Source organism: Streptomyces sp. NPDC059477 (genome assembly GCF_042749375.1).
Lineage (GTDB): Bacteria > Actinomycetota > Actinomycetes > Streptomycetales > Streptomycetaceae > Streptomyces.
Genome location: NZ_JBHYUG010000003.1, coordinates 85,495 through 100,593, shown reverse-complemented (window position 1 = coordinate 100,593; position 15,099 = coordinate 85,495). Strand labels below are relative to the sequence as shown.

The 15,099-nt window shown below is 72.4% G+C and carries 11 protein-coding genes and 1 pseudogene; 8 read left to right on the top strand and 4 right to left on the bottom strand.

The annotated features are described in order from the left end of the window. Positions 1-145 precede the first annotated feature (145 nt). The 6 genes from ACFXAZ_RS02445 (at position 146) to ACFXAZ_RS02420 (ending at position 6,442) form a co-directional block, all read left to right on the top strand. Complete coding sequence (locus ACFXAZ_RS02445; protein WP_384583847.1) at positions 146-718, top strand: hypothetical protein; 573 nt, start codon at positions 146-148, stop codon at positions 716-718. 32 nt (positions 719-750) lie between these two features. Beyond that, the gene (locus tag ACFXAZ_RS02440; RefSeq protein WP_384583844.1) at positions 751-2,520 is read left to right on the top strand and encodes an MOSC domain-containing protein; all 1,770 of its coding nucleotides are present in this window, start codon (positions 751-753) and stop codon (positions 2,518-2,520) included. A gap of 180 nt (positions 2,521-2,700) precedes the next feature. Then, complete coding sequence (locus tag ACFXAZ_RS02435; RefSeq protein WP_384583841.1) at positions 2,701-3,396, top strand: type 1 glutamine amidotransferase domain-containing protein; 696 nt, start codon at positions 2,701-2,703, stop codon at positions 3,394-3,396. A gap of 168 nt (positions 3,397-3,564) precedes the next feature. After that, positions 3,565-4,857 carry a 4-carboxymuconolactone decarboxylase gene (gene pcaC, locus ACFXAZ_RS02430; RefSeq protein ID WP_384583838.1) on the top strand — a complete coding sequence of 431 codons (1,293 nt, stop codon included), beginning with the start codon at positions 3,565-3,567 and terminating at the stop codon, positions 4,855-4,857. Between the two features lie 85 nt (positions 4,858-4,942). Next, complete coding sequence (locus ACFXAZ_RS02425; protein ID WP_384583835.1) at positions 4,943-5,578, top strand: MBL fold metallo-hydrolase; 636 nt, start codon at positions 4,943-4,945, stop codon at positions 5,576-5,578. A gap of 75 nt (positions 5,579-5,653) precedes the next feature. Next, positions 5,654-6,442, top strand: a complete 789-nt coding sequence (locus ACFXAZ_RS02420) for an exodeoxyribonuclease III (RefSeq protein WP_384583832.1) — start codon at positions 5,654-5,656, stop codon at positions 6,440-6,442. 15 nt (positions 6,443-6,457) lie between these two features. Here ACFXAZ_RS02420 and ACFXAZ_RS02415 read toward each other — a convergent pair. Further along, a pseudogene (locus ACFXAZ_RS02415) lies at positions 6,458-8,080 on the bottom strand (GDSL-type esterase/lipase family protein); the annotation flags it as partial. An 18-nt stretch (positions 8,081-8,098) separates the two neighbouring features. Beyond that, complete coding sequence (locus tag ACFXAZ_RS02410; protein WP_384583829.1) at positions 8,099-8,290, bottom strand: hypothetical protein; 192 nt, start codon at positions 8,288-8,290, stop codon at positions 8,099-8,101. 203 nt (positions 8,291-8,493) lie between these two features. Here ACFXAZ_RS02410 and ACFXAZ_RS02405 point away from each other — a divergent pair, with 203 nt between their 5' ends. Next, positions 8,494-8,943 carry a DUF6278 family protein gene (locus ACFXAZ_RS02405; RefSeq protein WP_384583826.1) on the top strand — a complete coding sequence of 150 codons (450 nt, stop codon included), beginning with the start codon at positions 8,494-8,496 and terminating at the stop codon, positions 8,941-8,943. A 704-nt stretch (positions 8,944-9,647) separates the two neighbouring features. Here the strand turns inward: ACFXAZ_RS02405 and ACFXAZ_RS02400 are convergent. Further along, positions 9,648-10,421, bottom strand: coding sequence for a hypothetical protein (locus ACFXAZ_RS02400; protein ID WP_384583823.1), 774 nt, complete (start codon positions 10,419-10,421; stop codon positions 9,648-9,650). 140 nt (positions 10,422-10,561) lie between these two features. Here ACFXAZ_RS02400 and ggt point away from each other — a divergent pair, with 140 nt between their 5' ends. After that, positions 10,562-12,406 carry a gamma-glutamyltransferase gene (ggt, locus tag ACFXAZ_RS02395; RefSeq protein ID WP_384583820.1) on the top strand — a complete coding sequence of 615 codons (1,845 nt, stop codon included), beginning with the start codon at positions 10,562-10,564 and terminating at the stop codon, positions 12,404-12,406. 90 nt (positions 12,407-12,496) lie between these two features. On the opposite strand, the gene ACFXAZ_RS02390 is transcribed toward ggt, so the two are convergent. Beyond that, complete coding sequence (locus tag ACFXAZ_RS02390) at positions 12,497-15,040, bottom strand: ATP-dependent Clp protease ATP-binding subunit (protein ID WP_384583817.1); 2,544 nt, start codon at positions 15,038-15,040, stop codon at positions 12,497-12,499. Positions 15,041-15,099: the final 59 nt, after the last annotated feature.

The following is a 15,099-nucleotide window of genomic DNA, read 5'->3' as shown; positions in this document are numbered from 1 at the left end:
CCTACGCCCCGCGGCCCTCCCGTCCCGAATGGTGCCGTGACGGTGGGCGTGCAAGCATGCCCAGGAGGGGATGTCAGCGTCGCCGGGTCGCGGGACGTCGTGCTTGCCTGCCCCGTACGGGCCAGAACGGCAGGAGCGTTGCACAATGCGCACTCCGAAGCAGTTGACTCCGCTCGGCGCGATCGCGTCGGGCCTTGCCGCCGGCCTGGCCGGCACCGCGTGCATGGACACGGTCCGGTTCCTGCGGCAGCGCCGGGCCGGTGGGGAGCGCAATCCCCTGCGGTGGGAGTTCGCCCCCGTCCGCACCTGGCAGGAGGCCCCGGATCCCGGGCAGGTCGGCAAGCGCCTGATCGAGGGCTTCACCCAGCGCGAACTCCCGGATGCCGCCGCCTGGCCGGTCAGCACGTTCATGCACTGGTCGTACGGCGCGGCCTACGGGGCGCTCTACGGCGTACTCGCCGGCTCGGCGCGCAAGCCGCCCTCCGGGGTCTACGGTGTGCCGTTCGGCGCGGTCGTCTGGATCGGTGACTACATCACCCTGCCGATCGCGGGACTCTACGAGCCCATCTGGAAGTACGACCGCAGGACCCTCGTGGACGACCTCGGCCCCCACCTGGCCTACGGCGCCGCGACCGGGACCGTCTTCTGGATCCTCGGCAAGGCACGCACCGTCCGCGTCCGGACTCACCGGACTCACCGGGCTCATGTGAACGGGTGAACGCGCCCCGCGGTTCAGCGAAGGGATGTCGTATGGCCACGCTGATCGCCGTGAACGTCGGCATGCCCAAGGACGTCGCCTGGCACGGCAGGACCATCCGCACCGGCGTCCGGAAGCACCCCGTGGCGGGGCCCCTGATGGCGCGGTCGCTCAATCTGGACGGCGACGGACAGGGCGACCTCGCCGGGCACGGCGGCGAGCAGCGTGCCGTACTGGTCTACCAGTTGGACTCCTACCGCCACTGGCAGGAGCACATGAAGCGGGACGACTTCACGTACGGCCAGTTCGGCGAGAACTTCACCGTGGACGGGCTCCCCGACGACGAGGTCTGCATCGGCGACCGCTATCGGATCGGCGGCGCGGTCTTCGAGGTCACGCAGCCCCGCGTGACGTGCTACCGCGTGGGGCTGCGGATGGGGGAACCCCAGATGGCCGCGCTGCTCGTCTCCCACCGCCGCCCGGGCTTCTACCTGCGGGTGCTGACAGAAGGGCGGGTGCAGGCGGGGGACGAGATCGTAAGGATCGCGCCGGGCCCCGAGAGGATGACCGTCGCCGAGATGGACGCGTTGCTCTACCTGCCCGGCCACTCCCGTCCGCAGCTCGAACGCGCCCTGCGCATTCCCGCGCTGAGCCCCGGGTGGAAGACGTCACTGCGGGCCCTGCTGGACGCCGTGGACCGGGGCCCCGGCACCGCGGGCGGCAACAGCGGGCTCACCCCCACCGGTCCGCCCCCGGCATGGCCAGGGTTCCGCCCGCTGAGAGTCGTCCGCGTCGAGCCGGAGAGCGCGAGCATCTGCTCACTCACCCTGGCGTCGGTCGACGGTGAGCCGCTCCCGGCCGCGCTGCCGGGGCAGTTCCTCGCGGTCAGGCTGCGGCCGGACCCACTGGCCGCCCCGGCCATCCGAAGCTACTCGCTGTCCGGCCGTCCGGGCGCCGAGACGTACCGCATCAGTGTCAAGCGGGAGCCGCACGGCGTCGCCAGCACCTACCTGTCCCAGCGGGTGAAAGCGGACGACATCCTCGATGTCGCCGCTCCGCGCGGTACGTTCCTGCTGGCGGACACCGGGACCCCGGTGCTGCTGCTGTCCGCCGGTGTCGGTGCCACCCCGGTCCTGGCCATGCTGTACGGGCTCGCCGCGGAGCCCTCACCGCGCCCGGTGTGGTGGCTGCACGCGGCCCGGGACGGCGAGCACCACCCCTTCGCCGACGAAGCGCGCGCGCTGCTCTCCCGGTTGCCCGCGGGCCGGTCGTTCGTCTCCTACAGCCGTCCGCGCGGCGTTGACCGTCCAGGTGTCGACTACACGGTGTCCGGGCGGCTCAGCACCGACCGGATCCGCGGCCTCGAACTGCCCCCGGACACGGACGCCTACCTCTGCGGGCCGGTCGCGTTCATGCGGGACATGACCGAGGCCCTGGAGACCTGCGGCCTGCCGTCCACGCGGATCCACACCGAGACCTTCGGAGCCGCGCCCGCCCTCACCCCCGGTGTGGTGGCGGAGCCCACCCGGGCACCGCACCATCCCGCCCGTCCTCCGACCGGACGACCCATGTCGTCGGTGTCCTTCGCCCGCAGCGGCCTGACCGTTCCCTGGCACCCCGACTACGGGACCCTGCTCGAACTCGCCGAGGCATGTGACGTTCCGGTGCGCTGGTCCTGCCGGACCGGCGTCTGTCACACCTGCGAGACCGCGCTGCTTTCGGGCCATGTCGACTACTCCCCGGAGCCCGTGGACCTCCCCGCTGAGGGAAGCGCCCTCATCTGCTGTGCGACGCCACCGGCTGACGTGGTCCTGGACATGTGACCGGGCCTGTTCTGCCGCCAGGGTTCAGCACGTCCCCATCGGGCGGGCAGCCGAGCCGTGGCGCCGCGAGCTTCCGGGTGCGCCCGGTCGGCAGACGTGCATATGGTCCCAGAAGGGGGCAGGAGGGATCAGAAGAAGGATACTCGAACGCTCGTTCGTATCCGAGAGGAGATCCTTGCCATGGCGAAAGTGCTGTTCATCGTCAGTGGAGCCGCCTACTGGGTACTGAAGGACGGTACGAGATACGCGACGGGATACTGGGCCGAGGAGTTCGCGAACCCGTACAAGATCCTCACGGAGGCCGGTCACGAGGTGGCCGTCGCGACGCCGAACGGCGTCATCCCGACCGTCGACATGATGAGCCTGCGCCCCGAGCTGGTCGGCGGCAACGACAGCGCCCTTGAGCTGGAGGCCATCATCCGTTCCGCCGAGGCGATGCGCCGGCCGCTACAGCTTTCGGACGTACGCCTGGAGGACTACGACGCGGTGTACGTACCGGGCGGTCACGGTCCCATGTCGGACCTGGCGTTCGACGCCGACGTGGGGCGGCTGCTGACGCGGCAGCTCACCTCGGGCGACCCGCTGTTCATCGTCTGCCACGGCCCCGCCTCCATACTGGCCACCAGGATCCACGGCGAGTCACCGTTCAAGGACTACGACATCACCTGCTTCACCAACGAGGAAGAAGAGGGTGTCGGGCTCGCCTCCCGAGTGACGTGGCTGCTGGAGACCGACGTCAAGGACAAGGTCGGGGTCAACTTCAGCCGCGGCCCGATGTGGGAGCCGTACATGGTCCAGGACCGCAACCTGGTCACCGGGCAGAACCCGGCCTCGGCCGCCGTCCTGGGAGAGCGGATGCTGGAAATCCTCAAGTGACCCCGTCCGGGGCGCAATTGACACGCCGATTTCGACCCGGGTCTGTCGGCGAGCGGCCCGTGAAGCCCGGCGCGGAGGATCTTCGCGAAGTCGCCACAACCGAGGACGGGCCGCGCGGAGTCCGACCCGGGCGTGTGCGAGCTCGTGAGATGTGGGAGCGTGAGCCGGGTGAGCGAGAGTATGACGAACACCCTGCAATACCGCTTTGACGGGCCGGAAGAGGCGCCGGTCCTGATCCTGGGGCCATCGCTCGGTACCACATGGCACATGTGGGATCGCCAGGTCCCCGAGCTGGCCGAGCAGTGGCGGATCTTCCGCTACGACCTGCCCGGACACGGCGGCGCCCCCGCCTATCCCGCCGGTTCCGTCACCGAGTTGACGGCCCGGCTGCTCGCCACGCTCGACGGGCTCGGCGTGCAGCGGTTCGGATACGCGGGCTGTGCGCTCGGTGGTGCGGTCGGCGTGGAGCTGGCGCTGCGCCATCCCGAGCGGCTGGCGTCGCTGGCGCTGATCGCCGCGTCCCCGCGGTTCGGTACGGCGGACGAGTTCCGTCAGCGCGGAGTGATCGTACGGACGAACGGGCTCGATCCCATCGCGCGTAGCTCGCCCGACCGGTGGTTCACGGCCGGGTTCGCCGCCGCGCAGCCCGCGATCACCGACTGGGCCGTACAGATGGTCCGCACCACCGACCCCGGCTGCTACATCGCCGCCTGCGAGGCGCTCGCCACCTTCGACGTACGGCCCGAGCTGGGCCGGGTCGGGGTCCCGACGCTGGTCCTGGTCGGCTCCGACGATCAGGTGACCGGGCCCGCGGAGGCCCGCACGCTGGTCGCCGGGATCCCGGACGCGCGCCTCGCCGTCGTCCCCGGCGCCTCGCACCTGGTCCCGGTCGAGCAGCCGGCCGCGGTGACCGATCTGCTGGTCCGGCACTTCTCCACCGCCTGGCAGCACCCGCACGACACCGGGCAGACCGCCATCCCGGCCGCCCCCGTCAAACCGGCGCTCGCCCCGCCCGCGCCGAGCGCGCCGGTCGCCGAGATCGCCCCCGCCGCCGTACCCGCCCCGCGCGCGGGCGGGCGGCCGGACCCGTACGACGCCGGGATCAAGGTGCGCCGCGAGGTGCTCGGGGACGCGCATGTGGACCGGGCGCTGGCCCAGGCCGACGAGTTCTCCGGCGACTTCCAGGAGTTCATCACCCGCTACGCCTGGGGCGAGGTCTGGGACCGGCCGGGTCTGGACCGCCGTACCCGCAGCTGCATCACGCTCACCGCGCTCGTGGCCGGCGGGCACCTCGACGAACTCGCCTTCCACACCCGCGCCGCCCTGCGCAACGGCCTCACCCCGGCCGAGATCAAGGAAGTCCTCCTCCAGGCCGCCGTCTACTGCGGGGTCCCCGCCGCCAACAGCGCCTTCAAGGTGGCCCAGCAGGTGATCCGGGAGGAGACGACCCCCTCGGAGTAGCAGGAGGGGGAGCAGGAGGGAGCAGGGGGGGATCAAGCGGGCGGTCCCTTGTGCGGGGGGCGGTGCCCGGCGGCAGGATGGGGGCATGAGGCTCACGAAGAAGTCGCACTCCTGTGTCCGCCTGGAGAAGGACGGGCTGACGCTCGTGCTCGATCCGGGCGGGTTCAGTGAGGAGGACGCCGCCGTCGGCGCGGACGCGGTCCTGGTCACCCACGAGCATGCCGACCACTTCCACGAGGGGCGGCTGCGGGCCGCCCTGGAGGCCAATCCCGCCGCGGAGATCTGGACGCTCAGGTCCGTCGCGGAGCAGTTGTCGGCGGCGTTCCCCGGCCGGGTGCACACCGTCGGGCACGGCGACACCTTCACCGCCGCCGGGTTCGAGGTCCAGGTCCACGGCGAACTGCACGCCGTGATCCACCCCGACCTGCCGCGCATCACCAACGTCGGCTATCTGCTGGACGGCGGACGGATCTTCCACCCCGGCGACGCCCTCACCGTCCCCGACCACGCCGTGGAGACCCTCCTCGCCCCGGTGCAGGCCCCCTGGAACAAGATCTCCGAGGTCATCGACTACGTCCGCGAGGTCGGGCCGCAGCGCGTCTACGACATCCACGACGCCCTGCTCACCGACCTCGCCCGCCCGATCTACGACAACCAGATCGGCCATCTCGGCGGCTCCGAGCATCTGCGGCTGGCGTCGGGGGGCTCCGCCGACCTGTGAGCCGTACTGCTCGGCGAAGCGGGCCGCGCGCCGGGCGGGACGGCGTTGTCAGACCCGCCCGGTAGGTTGTGGAACATGCGCATCGCGACCTGGAACGTGAACTCGATCACCGCCCGCCTGCCGAGGCTGCTCGCCTGGCTGGAGAGCAGCGGCACCGACGTGCTGTGCCTCCAGGAGGCCAAGCTCGCCGAGGACCAGTTCCCGTTCGACCAGCTGCGCGAGCTGGGCTACGAGGCGGCGGTGCACGCCGACGGGAGATGGAACGGCGTGGCGGTGCTCTCCCGGGTGGGCATCGAGGACGTCGTCAAGGGACTCCCCGGCGACCCCGGCTACGAGGGCAAGCACGAACCCCGCGCGATCGCCGCGACCTGCGGCCCCGTCCGTGTCTGGTCGGTGTACGTGCCCAACGGCCGCGAGGTCGGCCACCCGCACTACGCGTACAAGCTCCAGTGGTTCGAGGCCCTGCGCGCCGCCGTCGCCGGGGACGCCCACGGCAGCCGCCCCTTCGCCGTCCTCGGGGACTACAACGTGGCACCGGCCGACGACGACGTCTTCGACGTGACCGCGTTCGAGGGCGCCACCCATGTCACCCCCGCCGAGCGCGCCGCCCTCACCGCCCTGCGCGAGACGGGCCTGTCCGACATCGTCCCGCGCCCCCTGAAGTACGACCACCCGTACACGTACTGGGACTACCGCCAGCTCGCCTTCCCCAAGAACCGCGGCATGCGCATCGACCTGGTCTACGGCAACGAGCCCTTCGCCAAGGCCGTCACCGACGCCTACGTCGACCGGGAGGAGCGCAAGGGCAAGGGCGCCTCCGATCACGCCCCGGTCGTGGTGGACCTTGATGTCCAACCGTCCTAGTGCCCGCCCCGGCCGTCACAGCAGCCCCAGATCCACCGACTCCGCCAGCGCCGCAAGCCCCGCGTCGCCGGGGTGGAGATGGTCCCCGCTGTCGTAGGCGGGCAGCATCGCCTGCGGCCGGAGCGGGTCCCGGATCACCGCGTCGAAGTCGAGCACGGCGTCGAAGGCCCCGCCGCCGCGGATCCAGTCGTTGACGGCGGCCCGCTCGGCGTCCACGGCCGCCGTGCAGCCGCTGCGGCCACCGCACGGCAGGAGAGTGGCGCCCAGCACCCGCAGCCCCCGGCGGTGTGCCCGGTCGGCGATCTCCCGCAGCCCGGCGCTCAGCCGCGCCGCGCTCCCGCCGGACAGCAGGTCGTTCACGCCGTGCAGGACGATCACCGTGCGCACCGACGGCTGGGCGAACACATCGCGGTCCAGCCGGTGCAGCGCGCTGACACCGGCCCCGTCCGTGGAGATCCCGTCGCCGGGGTAGCGGTCGGTGACGACCCGGTTGCCCGCGATGCCCTGATTGAGCACGCCGAAACGCGGCACCTCGTCCTGCGTCAGCAGCCGGCCGGCCAGGGCGTCGGGCCAGCGGCGGTTCGCGTCGACGGTGGAGCGGTCGCCGTCGGTGATCGAGTCGCCGAGCAGCACCAGCGACCCCGGCCCGCCGCCCACCTCCACCCCGGTCAGCAGCGGCCAACTGCTGATCGTCGCGGTGTACGCCGCACCGGACCCGTCCGCCGTGCGGTCGCCGGGGCCGCCGCTGACGTACGACCGCTGCACGGCCAGCCGGTGACCGGGCGCCGCGCTCACCGTCCCGGGCAGATGGAAGCTGACCAGGAGGTTGGTGTCCGGGGGGACGGTGAAAGGGAGCGGGTCGCTGTACGCCTGCGCTCCGGCGGGGAGCGTGACACCCGGCGATCCGTCGAAGGTCACCGGCGCCGGGGTGCCCTTGGCGTCGGCGCCCGTCGCCTGGACCGCCACCGTGGCCGCGCCGATCCGCATCGGCGTGCCCGCGAAGACGTTGTCGAAGCGCAGCCGCACGCGCGGGCCGCCCGTCGAGGTGTGCACGACCAGCCGCAGCGTCCGGTCGGTCCAGGGGCCGACGGCAGGCAGACCGGAGGGCGCGGCGGCCCAGGAGCCGGTCCAGCCGTCCGCCGCCGCCCGCACCGAGAGGGCGAAGACATGCAGGCCGGGCGCTTGGGGCAGCCGTACCGAGGCGACCTCGCGCCCCGGCGCGAGCGGAACGGTCACGACGTACAGCCGGGCCTGCTCGGTGAGCCGGCCGGCGGGGGTGTTGATGTGCGGCAGGGCGACGGCCTTCGTGGCGAGCGGGCCGGTGCGCCAGTCGGGGGCGGTGAGGTCGTACGCGGCGCGGGTGCCGTCGGCGTACTCGACCAGGCCGCTGCCGCCGGTGTCGGCGCCGCCGGTCCCGGCGACCAGGAAGGCGAGGGCGTCCCCGCGGCCCGCCACCCGCACCCACTGGCCGTCGGCGCGCACATTGTCCGGCGTGCCCGGCGCCCGCGCGGGCCAGGTCAGCCGGGCGCCCTGCACGGTCAGCGCCGCGCCCGGCGTCCAGCCCGCCGCCGCCAGGTCGGGCGCGGACAGGGAGGCGCCCGAGCCGTCGAAGTCGGCGTCGGTGGGGCGGGCGTCGTCGCGGTTGGCGACAATTTGCTAAAACTCCCCGCTGGGCAGCGCGCCCGCGTCACGGTGTGCGGCGCGCGCGGGGGACGCCGGGGACAGCGGCACGAGGGCGCCGACGAGGATCAGCGCGGCGGCGATGCCCAGTGCCGGGCCGCGCGGGATTCCGTACGCCCTGTCCGGTCCCTTTCGGGGTACCGGCCGTCGCCTGCCTAGGTCCGTCAACCGACCCTCCCGAGCACTGTGCGACTGGTCCCGCGCCCCCCTGCGGCCATGTCGCAGGCGGTGCGACGGGCTGCGCAACGCGACCGTAGGCAGCGGTCGGGGAGGCGTCAACGCGCCATGCCCCGGGCGGGCGGGAAATCGACCGGTCGCCAGGATCCGCGCGCCTGTGGTGCGTACGGGGGTACGAATGACACGCTGGCGGTATGAACATCCCTTTCCTCAGCGGCAGGCACCGCAAGCGCCAGGGCGACTCCGGCTCGGTGGCGGTGGCCTCCGGCGGCGAGGGGGTGCGCGATCTCGCGGGGCTCAGCGATCTGCTCGCCGAATGCGAGCTGCTGCGCCGCCAGGCCGGCTCCGCGGGGGTGGCCCTCGACGACTCCGCGGAGTCGCTGGCGGCGCTCGATCAGTTGCTGCCGCGCTGGCGCGACGACGAGGAGACGCTGATCTGGCTCGGCACCGACGCCGGTCTCTATCTGGGCACGGTCATCGTGCGGACCGTCGAGGGCGCGGCCTGGAACCTCTGGCCGAGCGGACAGCCGGTGGTACGGCTGGCCTCGGGCCGGGAGTTCGACGTGGTGACCGATGGGCACGAGTGGGCGGCCAGCGGGGTCCCGGAACTGTCCCAGCTGTACGCGGAGGTTGCCGAGGCGTGAAGCCCTGGCCTTAAGATCGAGTTAAATACGGCTTATGCCCGAAAAGTGCGTGTCGTGAGTCAACTCCGATCGCGTCTGGATAGTTTGCGGCAACCACGACTCAGCGGAGAGCGGAGTAGGGCTGCGTATGGTCATCGATCCTTTGATCGAGCTGCGGAACCCCGGGTTCCGCACGCACTGACGGGGGAGTGCCGCCATGTTCCTTGACGATCCGCCCCCGGCCGCGCGCCGCCGCAGGTCCGGGGCCGAACCGCGGGCGCTGCTGCCCGGCGGGGAGTTCCCGCACGGCCCCTAGGCCTTGTCGGGGCCTGTCGGGGCCTGTCAGGTCCTGGCAAGGCCCAAGTGGGGCCGGCGGAGATGTCGCAGCGCCGTGTCCGCCCGGCAGCGGCCGGAGATCACTGCTCGCGCAGCGGAATCGACACGTACGACGGGTCGTTCGCGGGCGAGGAGAAGGTCAGCCGCGCGCCGGACGGGTTGTGCTCGATGTGGAGCGGGTCGACCGTGTCGGCGACCAGGGCCCTTCTGATGGATCTCCGTGGGAGAAGGAGCGGCGTTCGGCGCGTGCGCCCGGCGTGCGGTGCGGAGGGTCATGTGGCGGAGCCACCGGGCCCTCCGCACCGTGCGGCTGCCCCCTCCCTCCACGTTCCCCACGTCCCTCCACGTTCCCCAGGTCCCGCAGGTCCCCCAGGTCCCCTCGTGCCCCCTCAGGGCTGCGCCCGATGTGACGTCCGGGTCGGGGCCGGTTCCAGGGCCGTCGTCGGCAAGGGGGACTGGGCCTCGCGGGTGACGTCCGCCACCAGCTCCACCACGTCGGGGCCGTACGCCTGGGAGTTGACCACCTTCAGCAGGAGGACGAAGGTGTTGCCGCCGTACTTGCGGGCGAGGCGTTCGTGGTTGCGGGCCAGATAGCGGGTCGCCGCCTGGTTGTCGATCGAGCGCTGCCCGCAGAACAGGAACACCGGCCGTACGTCCCCGCGCTGACCGGCCGTCAGCCGCGCCAGGATCGCGTACTCCTGGCGGCCTAGCTCCAGCCGGTAGCGCTCGCCGCCGATCTGGAAGGCGCCCTGGTCCGGGCCGGGCTCGGTGTCCACGTTCATCCGCACCCCCGGCAGCAGGGATGCGAGGTGGGCCACCATGCGGCGATTGGAGGCGGGTCCGCCGACGCAGAACTCGGTGCGCTCACCGAAACCCTGCCGCGCCCCATCGTGCGCGACGATCTGCGCGGCGGCGTTGCAGTCCTTGATCAGGGCGGAGAGTTCCAGCAGGGCGAACACATCGTGCCTGCCCACCGTCAGTTCGGGCCCGCCCGCGCTGCGATTCACCACCAGCAGCGATTCCGAGTTGTCCGGAAGGCCGAAGAACGCCTGCTTGCGCCGGAGCCTGCGCCGGGACAGATAGGTGCGGGCCAGCCAGCCGAGCGACGCGGACAGGCCGGCGGCTATCACACCGAGGACGATGTTGCGCACGTCGTCATTCATGGGCGCGCATGTTAGCGGTCCGGGGCAAACCTGTGTTCGACAGTGGGCGAGAAGCCGGTGCCGGGGTGGCCGGAGTGGTGCTCCTGACGCGGGCATGCCCATCCATTAGGCTGCCCGGACGGTCCCTCACTGGAGGTCGAATGCCCCGTCCTGTCGCGCCGAAGCCGCGGACTCCGCAGCAACCGAGGCAACTTCGGCACCTGCGGCACCTGTCGGTCCTGGCGGTCTCGGCCGCCGTCGTCTCCGTGGGCGCCGCCGCGCCGCCCACGACGGGCAAGGACCCGGCACCCAAGGTCCCGGTCGCCGTCGGCCACGGCGGAGCGGTCGCCAGCGTCGACGCCGACGCCACCGCCGCCGGGATCGAGGTCCTCCGACAGGGCGGCAACGCCGTGGACGCCGCCGTCGCCACGGCCGCCGCGCTTGGCGTCACCGAGCCCTACTCCGCGGGCATCGGCGGCGGCGGCTACTTCGTCTACTACGACGCCAAGTCCCGCAAGGTGCACACCATCGACGGCCGGGAGACCGCGCCCCTGAGCGCCGGATCCGATCTCTTCCTGGAGAACGGCAAGCCGGTCCCGTTCACCGAGGCGGTCAGCAGCGGCCTGGCCGTCGGCACCCCCGGCACCCCGCTCACCTGGCAGACCGCCCTCGACAAGTGGGGCAGCGAACGCCTGGGCACCCTGCTGCGCCCCGCCGAGAGACTCGCCCGCGACGGCTTCACCGTGGACCAGACCTTCCGCGACCAGACGGCGAGCAACGAGACCCGCTTCCGCTACTTCCCCGACACCACCGAACTGTTCCTGCCCGGCGGGCAACTCCCCGTCGTCGGCTCGACGTTCAAGAACCCGGACCTCGCCCGCACCTACGCCGAACTCGCCCGCGAGGGCGTCGGCGAGCTGTACCGGGGCGATCTCGCCGAGGACATCGTCGACACCGTCAACGCACCGCCCGTCGACCCCGCCTCCGGCTGGAACGCCCGCCCCGGCGACCTCACCGCCAAGGACCTCTCCGCCTACCGCACCAAGTCCCAGGCGCCGACGAAGACGTCGTACCGCGGGCTCGACGTGTACTCCATGGCGCCGTCCTCCTCCGGCGGCACCACGGTCGGCGAGGCGCTGAACATCCTGGAGCGGACGGACCTCTCGGAGGCGACCGAGGCCGAGTATCTGCACCGGTTCATCGAGGCCAGCCGGATCGCGTTCGCGGACCGGGGGCGGTGGGTCGGGGACCCGGCGTTCGAGGACGTACCGACGAAGGAACTCCTCTCCCAGCGGTACGCCGACTCGCGCGCGTGCCTGATCAAGGACGACGCGGTGCTCACCAGCCCGCTCGCCCCGGGCGACCCGCGCGACCCCGCCGCCTGCGCGGCCGGGGGGACGGCGGCGCCGACGACGTACGAGGGCGAGAGCACCACGCATCTGACGGCCGCCGACAAGTGGGGCAACGTCGTCTCCTACACGCTCACCATCGAGCAGACCGGCGGCAGCGGGATCACCGTGCCGGGGCGCGGGTTCCTGCTCAACAACGAGCTGACCGACTTCTCCTTCGCGCCCGCCAACCCGGCGGTCCACGACCCGAACCTGCCCGGTCCCGGGAAGCGGCCCCGGTCCTCCATGGCCCCGACGATCGTCCTCGACCAGCGGGGCAAGCCGGTCGTGGCGCTCGGGTCGCCGGGCGGTTCGACCATCATCACGACCGTGCTCCAGACGCTGACCGGGGTGCTCGACCGGGGGTTGCCGCTGGTCGACGCCATCGCGGCGCCGCGCGCGAGTCAGCGGAACGCTGCGCTGACCGAGCTGGAGCCGGGGCTGTACGGCGATGCCGTGCGGGGGGAGTTGGAGGGGATCGGGCATTCCTTCCGGGTGAATCCCGAGATCGGGGCGGCGACGGCTGTGCAGCGGCTGCCTGATGGGAAGTGGGTCGCTGCGGCGGAGACCGTACGAAGGGGTGGGGGATCGGCGATGGTGGTGCGGCCGGTGCGGTAGCCGGCGACGGGGGGGCTTGGTCGGGTGCGGGTGAGCTGTGGCTGGTCACGCCCGCGCGGCGGAGCCGCATATCGACACGGCCCCGCGCCCCTAAGGGGTTGGCCGTCCCGGTGTTTGGAAGTCCAGGTGGTTCTCCCTCACGTCGACCGTTACCGCGTCGCCCTCCTTCAGTTCGCCGTTCAGGAGGCGGCGGGAGAGTTGGTTGTCGACCTCTCGTTGGATGGTGCGGCGCAAGGGGCGGGCGCCGTATTCGGGCTGGTAGCCCTGGCGGGAGAGCCAGTCGACGGCGGTGGGGGTGAAGTCGACCGTGATGTCCTGGGCGTGCAGGAGGCGGCGGGTGCGTTCCAGGAGGAGATCGGTGATCTCGTGGAGCTGCGGCGCGGTCAGGCGGCGGAAGACCACGATCTCGTCGATGCGGTTGAGGAACTCCGGGCGGAAGTGATCGCGCAGCGGGCGCAGGATCTGCTCGCGCCGGGCCTCCTCGTCGGCCTCGGCGTCGCCGCCGCCCGACCCGAAGCCGACCCCCGCGCCGCGCCGCCCGATCGCCTCCGAACCGAGGTTGCTGGTCATCACGATGACGGTGTTGGTGAAGTCGACCGTGCGGCCCTGGGAATCGGTGAGCCGCCCGTCGTCCAGGACCTGGAGGAGGATGTTGAAGACATCGGGGTGGGCCTTCTCCACCTCGTCCAGCAGGAGCAGCGAGTAGGGGTGGCGGCGGACCGCCTCGGTCAGCTGGCCCGCCTCCTCGTGACCGACATAGCCGGGCGGGGCGCCGACCAGCCGGCTGACCGTGTGGCGCTCCTGGTACTCGCTCATGTCCAGCCGCACCATCCGGTCCTCGCTGCCGAACAGGGCCTCCGCCAGGGCGCGCGCCAGCTCCGTCTTGCCCACGCCCGTCGGGCCCAGGAACAGGAAGCTGCCGATCGGGCGGTCCGGGCTGGCGAGCCCCGCGCGGGAGCGCAGCACCGCGTCGGAGACGGCCCGCACCGCCTCGTCCTGGCCGATCACCCGGCGGTGCAGATGCTCCTCCAGGCCCAGCAGACGGTCCTTCTCCTCCTCGGTGAGCCGGGACACCGGGACGCCGGTCAGCCGCGACACCACCTCCGCGATGTCCTCGCCGGTCACCTCCAGATGCCGGCCCTCGTCGGCCTCGATCCCGCCGGACGCCTGCGCCATCCGCGCCTTCAGCTCGGCGATCCGGTCCCGTAGCCGGGTGGCGTCCTCGTACTTCTCGTCCGTGACCGCCTGGTCCTTCTCCCGGGTCAGCCGCTCCGCCTCGCGCTCCAGCGCCCGGACGTCCGTGCCCTTGGTGCGCGCGCGCAGCCGGACCCGGGCGCCCGCCTGGTCGATCAGGTCGATCGCCTTGTCCGGCAGCCGGCGATCGGTGAGATAGCGGTCGGACAGCTCGACGGCCGCGTCGAGGGCCTCGTCGGTGTAGCGGACCTGGTGATGGGCCTCGTACCGGTCGCGCAGGCCGCGCAGGATCTCCAGCGCGTCGGCGGGGGTCGGCTCCGGCACCAGGATCGGCTGGAAGCGGCGGGCCAGCGCCGCGTCCTTCTCGATCCTGCGGTACTCCTCCAGCGTGGTCGCGCCCACGATGTGCAGCTCGCCCCGGGCCAGCGCGGGCTTGAGGATGTTGCCCGCGTCCAGCGAGCCGGTCTCGCCCCCGCCGCCCGCGCCGACCACCGTGTGCAGCTCGTCGATGAAGATGATCAGCTGGTCGGAGTGGGCGCGGATCTCGCCGACGACGTTGTTCAGGCGCTCCTCGAAGTCGCCCCGGTAGCGGGTGCCGGCGACCAGGCCGGTCAGGTCCAGCGCCACCACCCGCCGGCCGGCCAGCACATCGGGTACGTCCCCCTCCGCGATCCGCTGGGCCAGGCCCTCCACGATCGCCGTCTTGCCGACGCCCGCGTCCCCGATCAGCACCGGGTTGTTCTTGCCGCGCCGGGACAGCACCTCGATGGTCTGCTCGATCTCCTCGTCCCGGCCGATCACCGGATCGATCCCGCCCGCGCGGGCCAGCCCGGTCAGATCACGCCCGTACCGGTCGAGCGTCGGCGTCGTGGACGGGCCGGGGCGCTCGGCACCCATCGGCGCGCTGTCCGGGGCCTCGGGCGGCAGGCCGTTCGGCGTGAACCGGGCCGCGTTCAGGATGTGCCCCGCCGCCGAGTCCGGGTTGGCCGCCAGCGCGGTCAGGACATGCTCGGGGCGGATGTACCCGGCGCCGCTGGCCCGCGCCAGGTCGTGGGCGTCCAGCAGGGCGCGTTTCACGGCGGGCGTCAGGGAGAGCGAGGTCAGCGGTGGCGCGGCGGCCTCGGGGTGGCGCGCCGGGCCGGTCCGCTCGTCGATCTGCGACGCCAGCGCGTCGGGGTCGGCGCCGGAGCGGGTGAGCAGACCGCGGATCGGCTCCGCCGTCAGCGCCGCCCGCAGCAGATGCTCGGTGTCCAGATCCCGGCTGCCGTGCTCGGCGGCGTACTGTGCGGCGCCGCGCACCAGATCCCGTGCCGGAGGGCTGAGGAGACGGCCGATGTCGATCTGGCGGGGGGCGGGGCGGGGGCCGCCGAAGAAGCGGGCCAGGAAATCTCCGAACGGGTCCCCGTCCGGGGAGCCGTTCGGCGGGTAACCGGTGGTCATGGGAGGTCCGTTCCGCGTGGGGGCGTGCGTACCTGTTGAACACCTTCGCATGATTGTGC

What these genes read in the sequence shown, in the direction of transcription:
- ACFXAZ_RS02390 (WP_384583817.1), bottom strand. Translation starts at nt 15,040, where the DNA reads ATGACCACCGGTTACCCGCCGAACGGCTCCCCGGACGGGGACCCGTTC.
- ACFXAZ_RS02420 (WP_384583832.1), top strand. Translation starts at nt 5,654, where the DNA reads ATGCGCATCGCGACCTGGAACGTGAACTCGATCACCGCCCGCCTGCCG.
- ggt (WP_384583820.1), top strand. Translation starts at nt 10,562, where the DNA reads ATGCCCCGTCCTGTCGCGCCGAAGCCGCGGACTCCGCAGCAACCGAGG.
- ACFXAZ_RS02400 (WP_384583823.1), bottom strand. Translation starts at nt 10,421, where the DNA reads ATGAATGACGACGTGCGCAACATCGTCCTCGGTGTGATAGCCGCCGGC.
- ACFXAZ_RS02445 (WP_384583847.1), top strand. Translation starts at nt 146, where the DNA reads ATGCGCACTCCGAAGCAGTTGACTCCGCTCGGCGCGATCGCGTCGGGC.
- ACFXAZ_RS02435 (WP_384583841.1), top strand. Translation starts at nt 2,701, where the DNA reads ATGGCGAAAGTGCTGTTCATCGTCAGTGGAGCCGCCTACTGGGTACTG.
- ACFXAZ_RS02440 (WP_384583844.1), top strand. Translation starts at nt 751, where the DNA reads ATGGCCACGCTGATCGCCGTGAACGTCGGCATGCCCAAGGACGTCGCC.
- ACFXAZ_RS02425 (WP_384583835.1), top strand. Translation starts at nt 4,943, where the DNA reads ATGAGGCTCACGAAGAAGTCGCACTCCTGTGTCCGCCTGGAGAAGGAC.
- ACFXAZ_RS02405 (WP_384583826.1), top strand. Translation starts at nt 8,494, where the DNA reads ATGAACATCCCTTTCCTCAGCGGCAGGCACCGCAAGCGCCAGGGCGAC.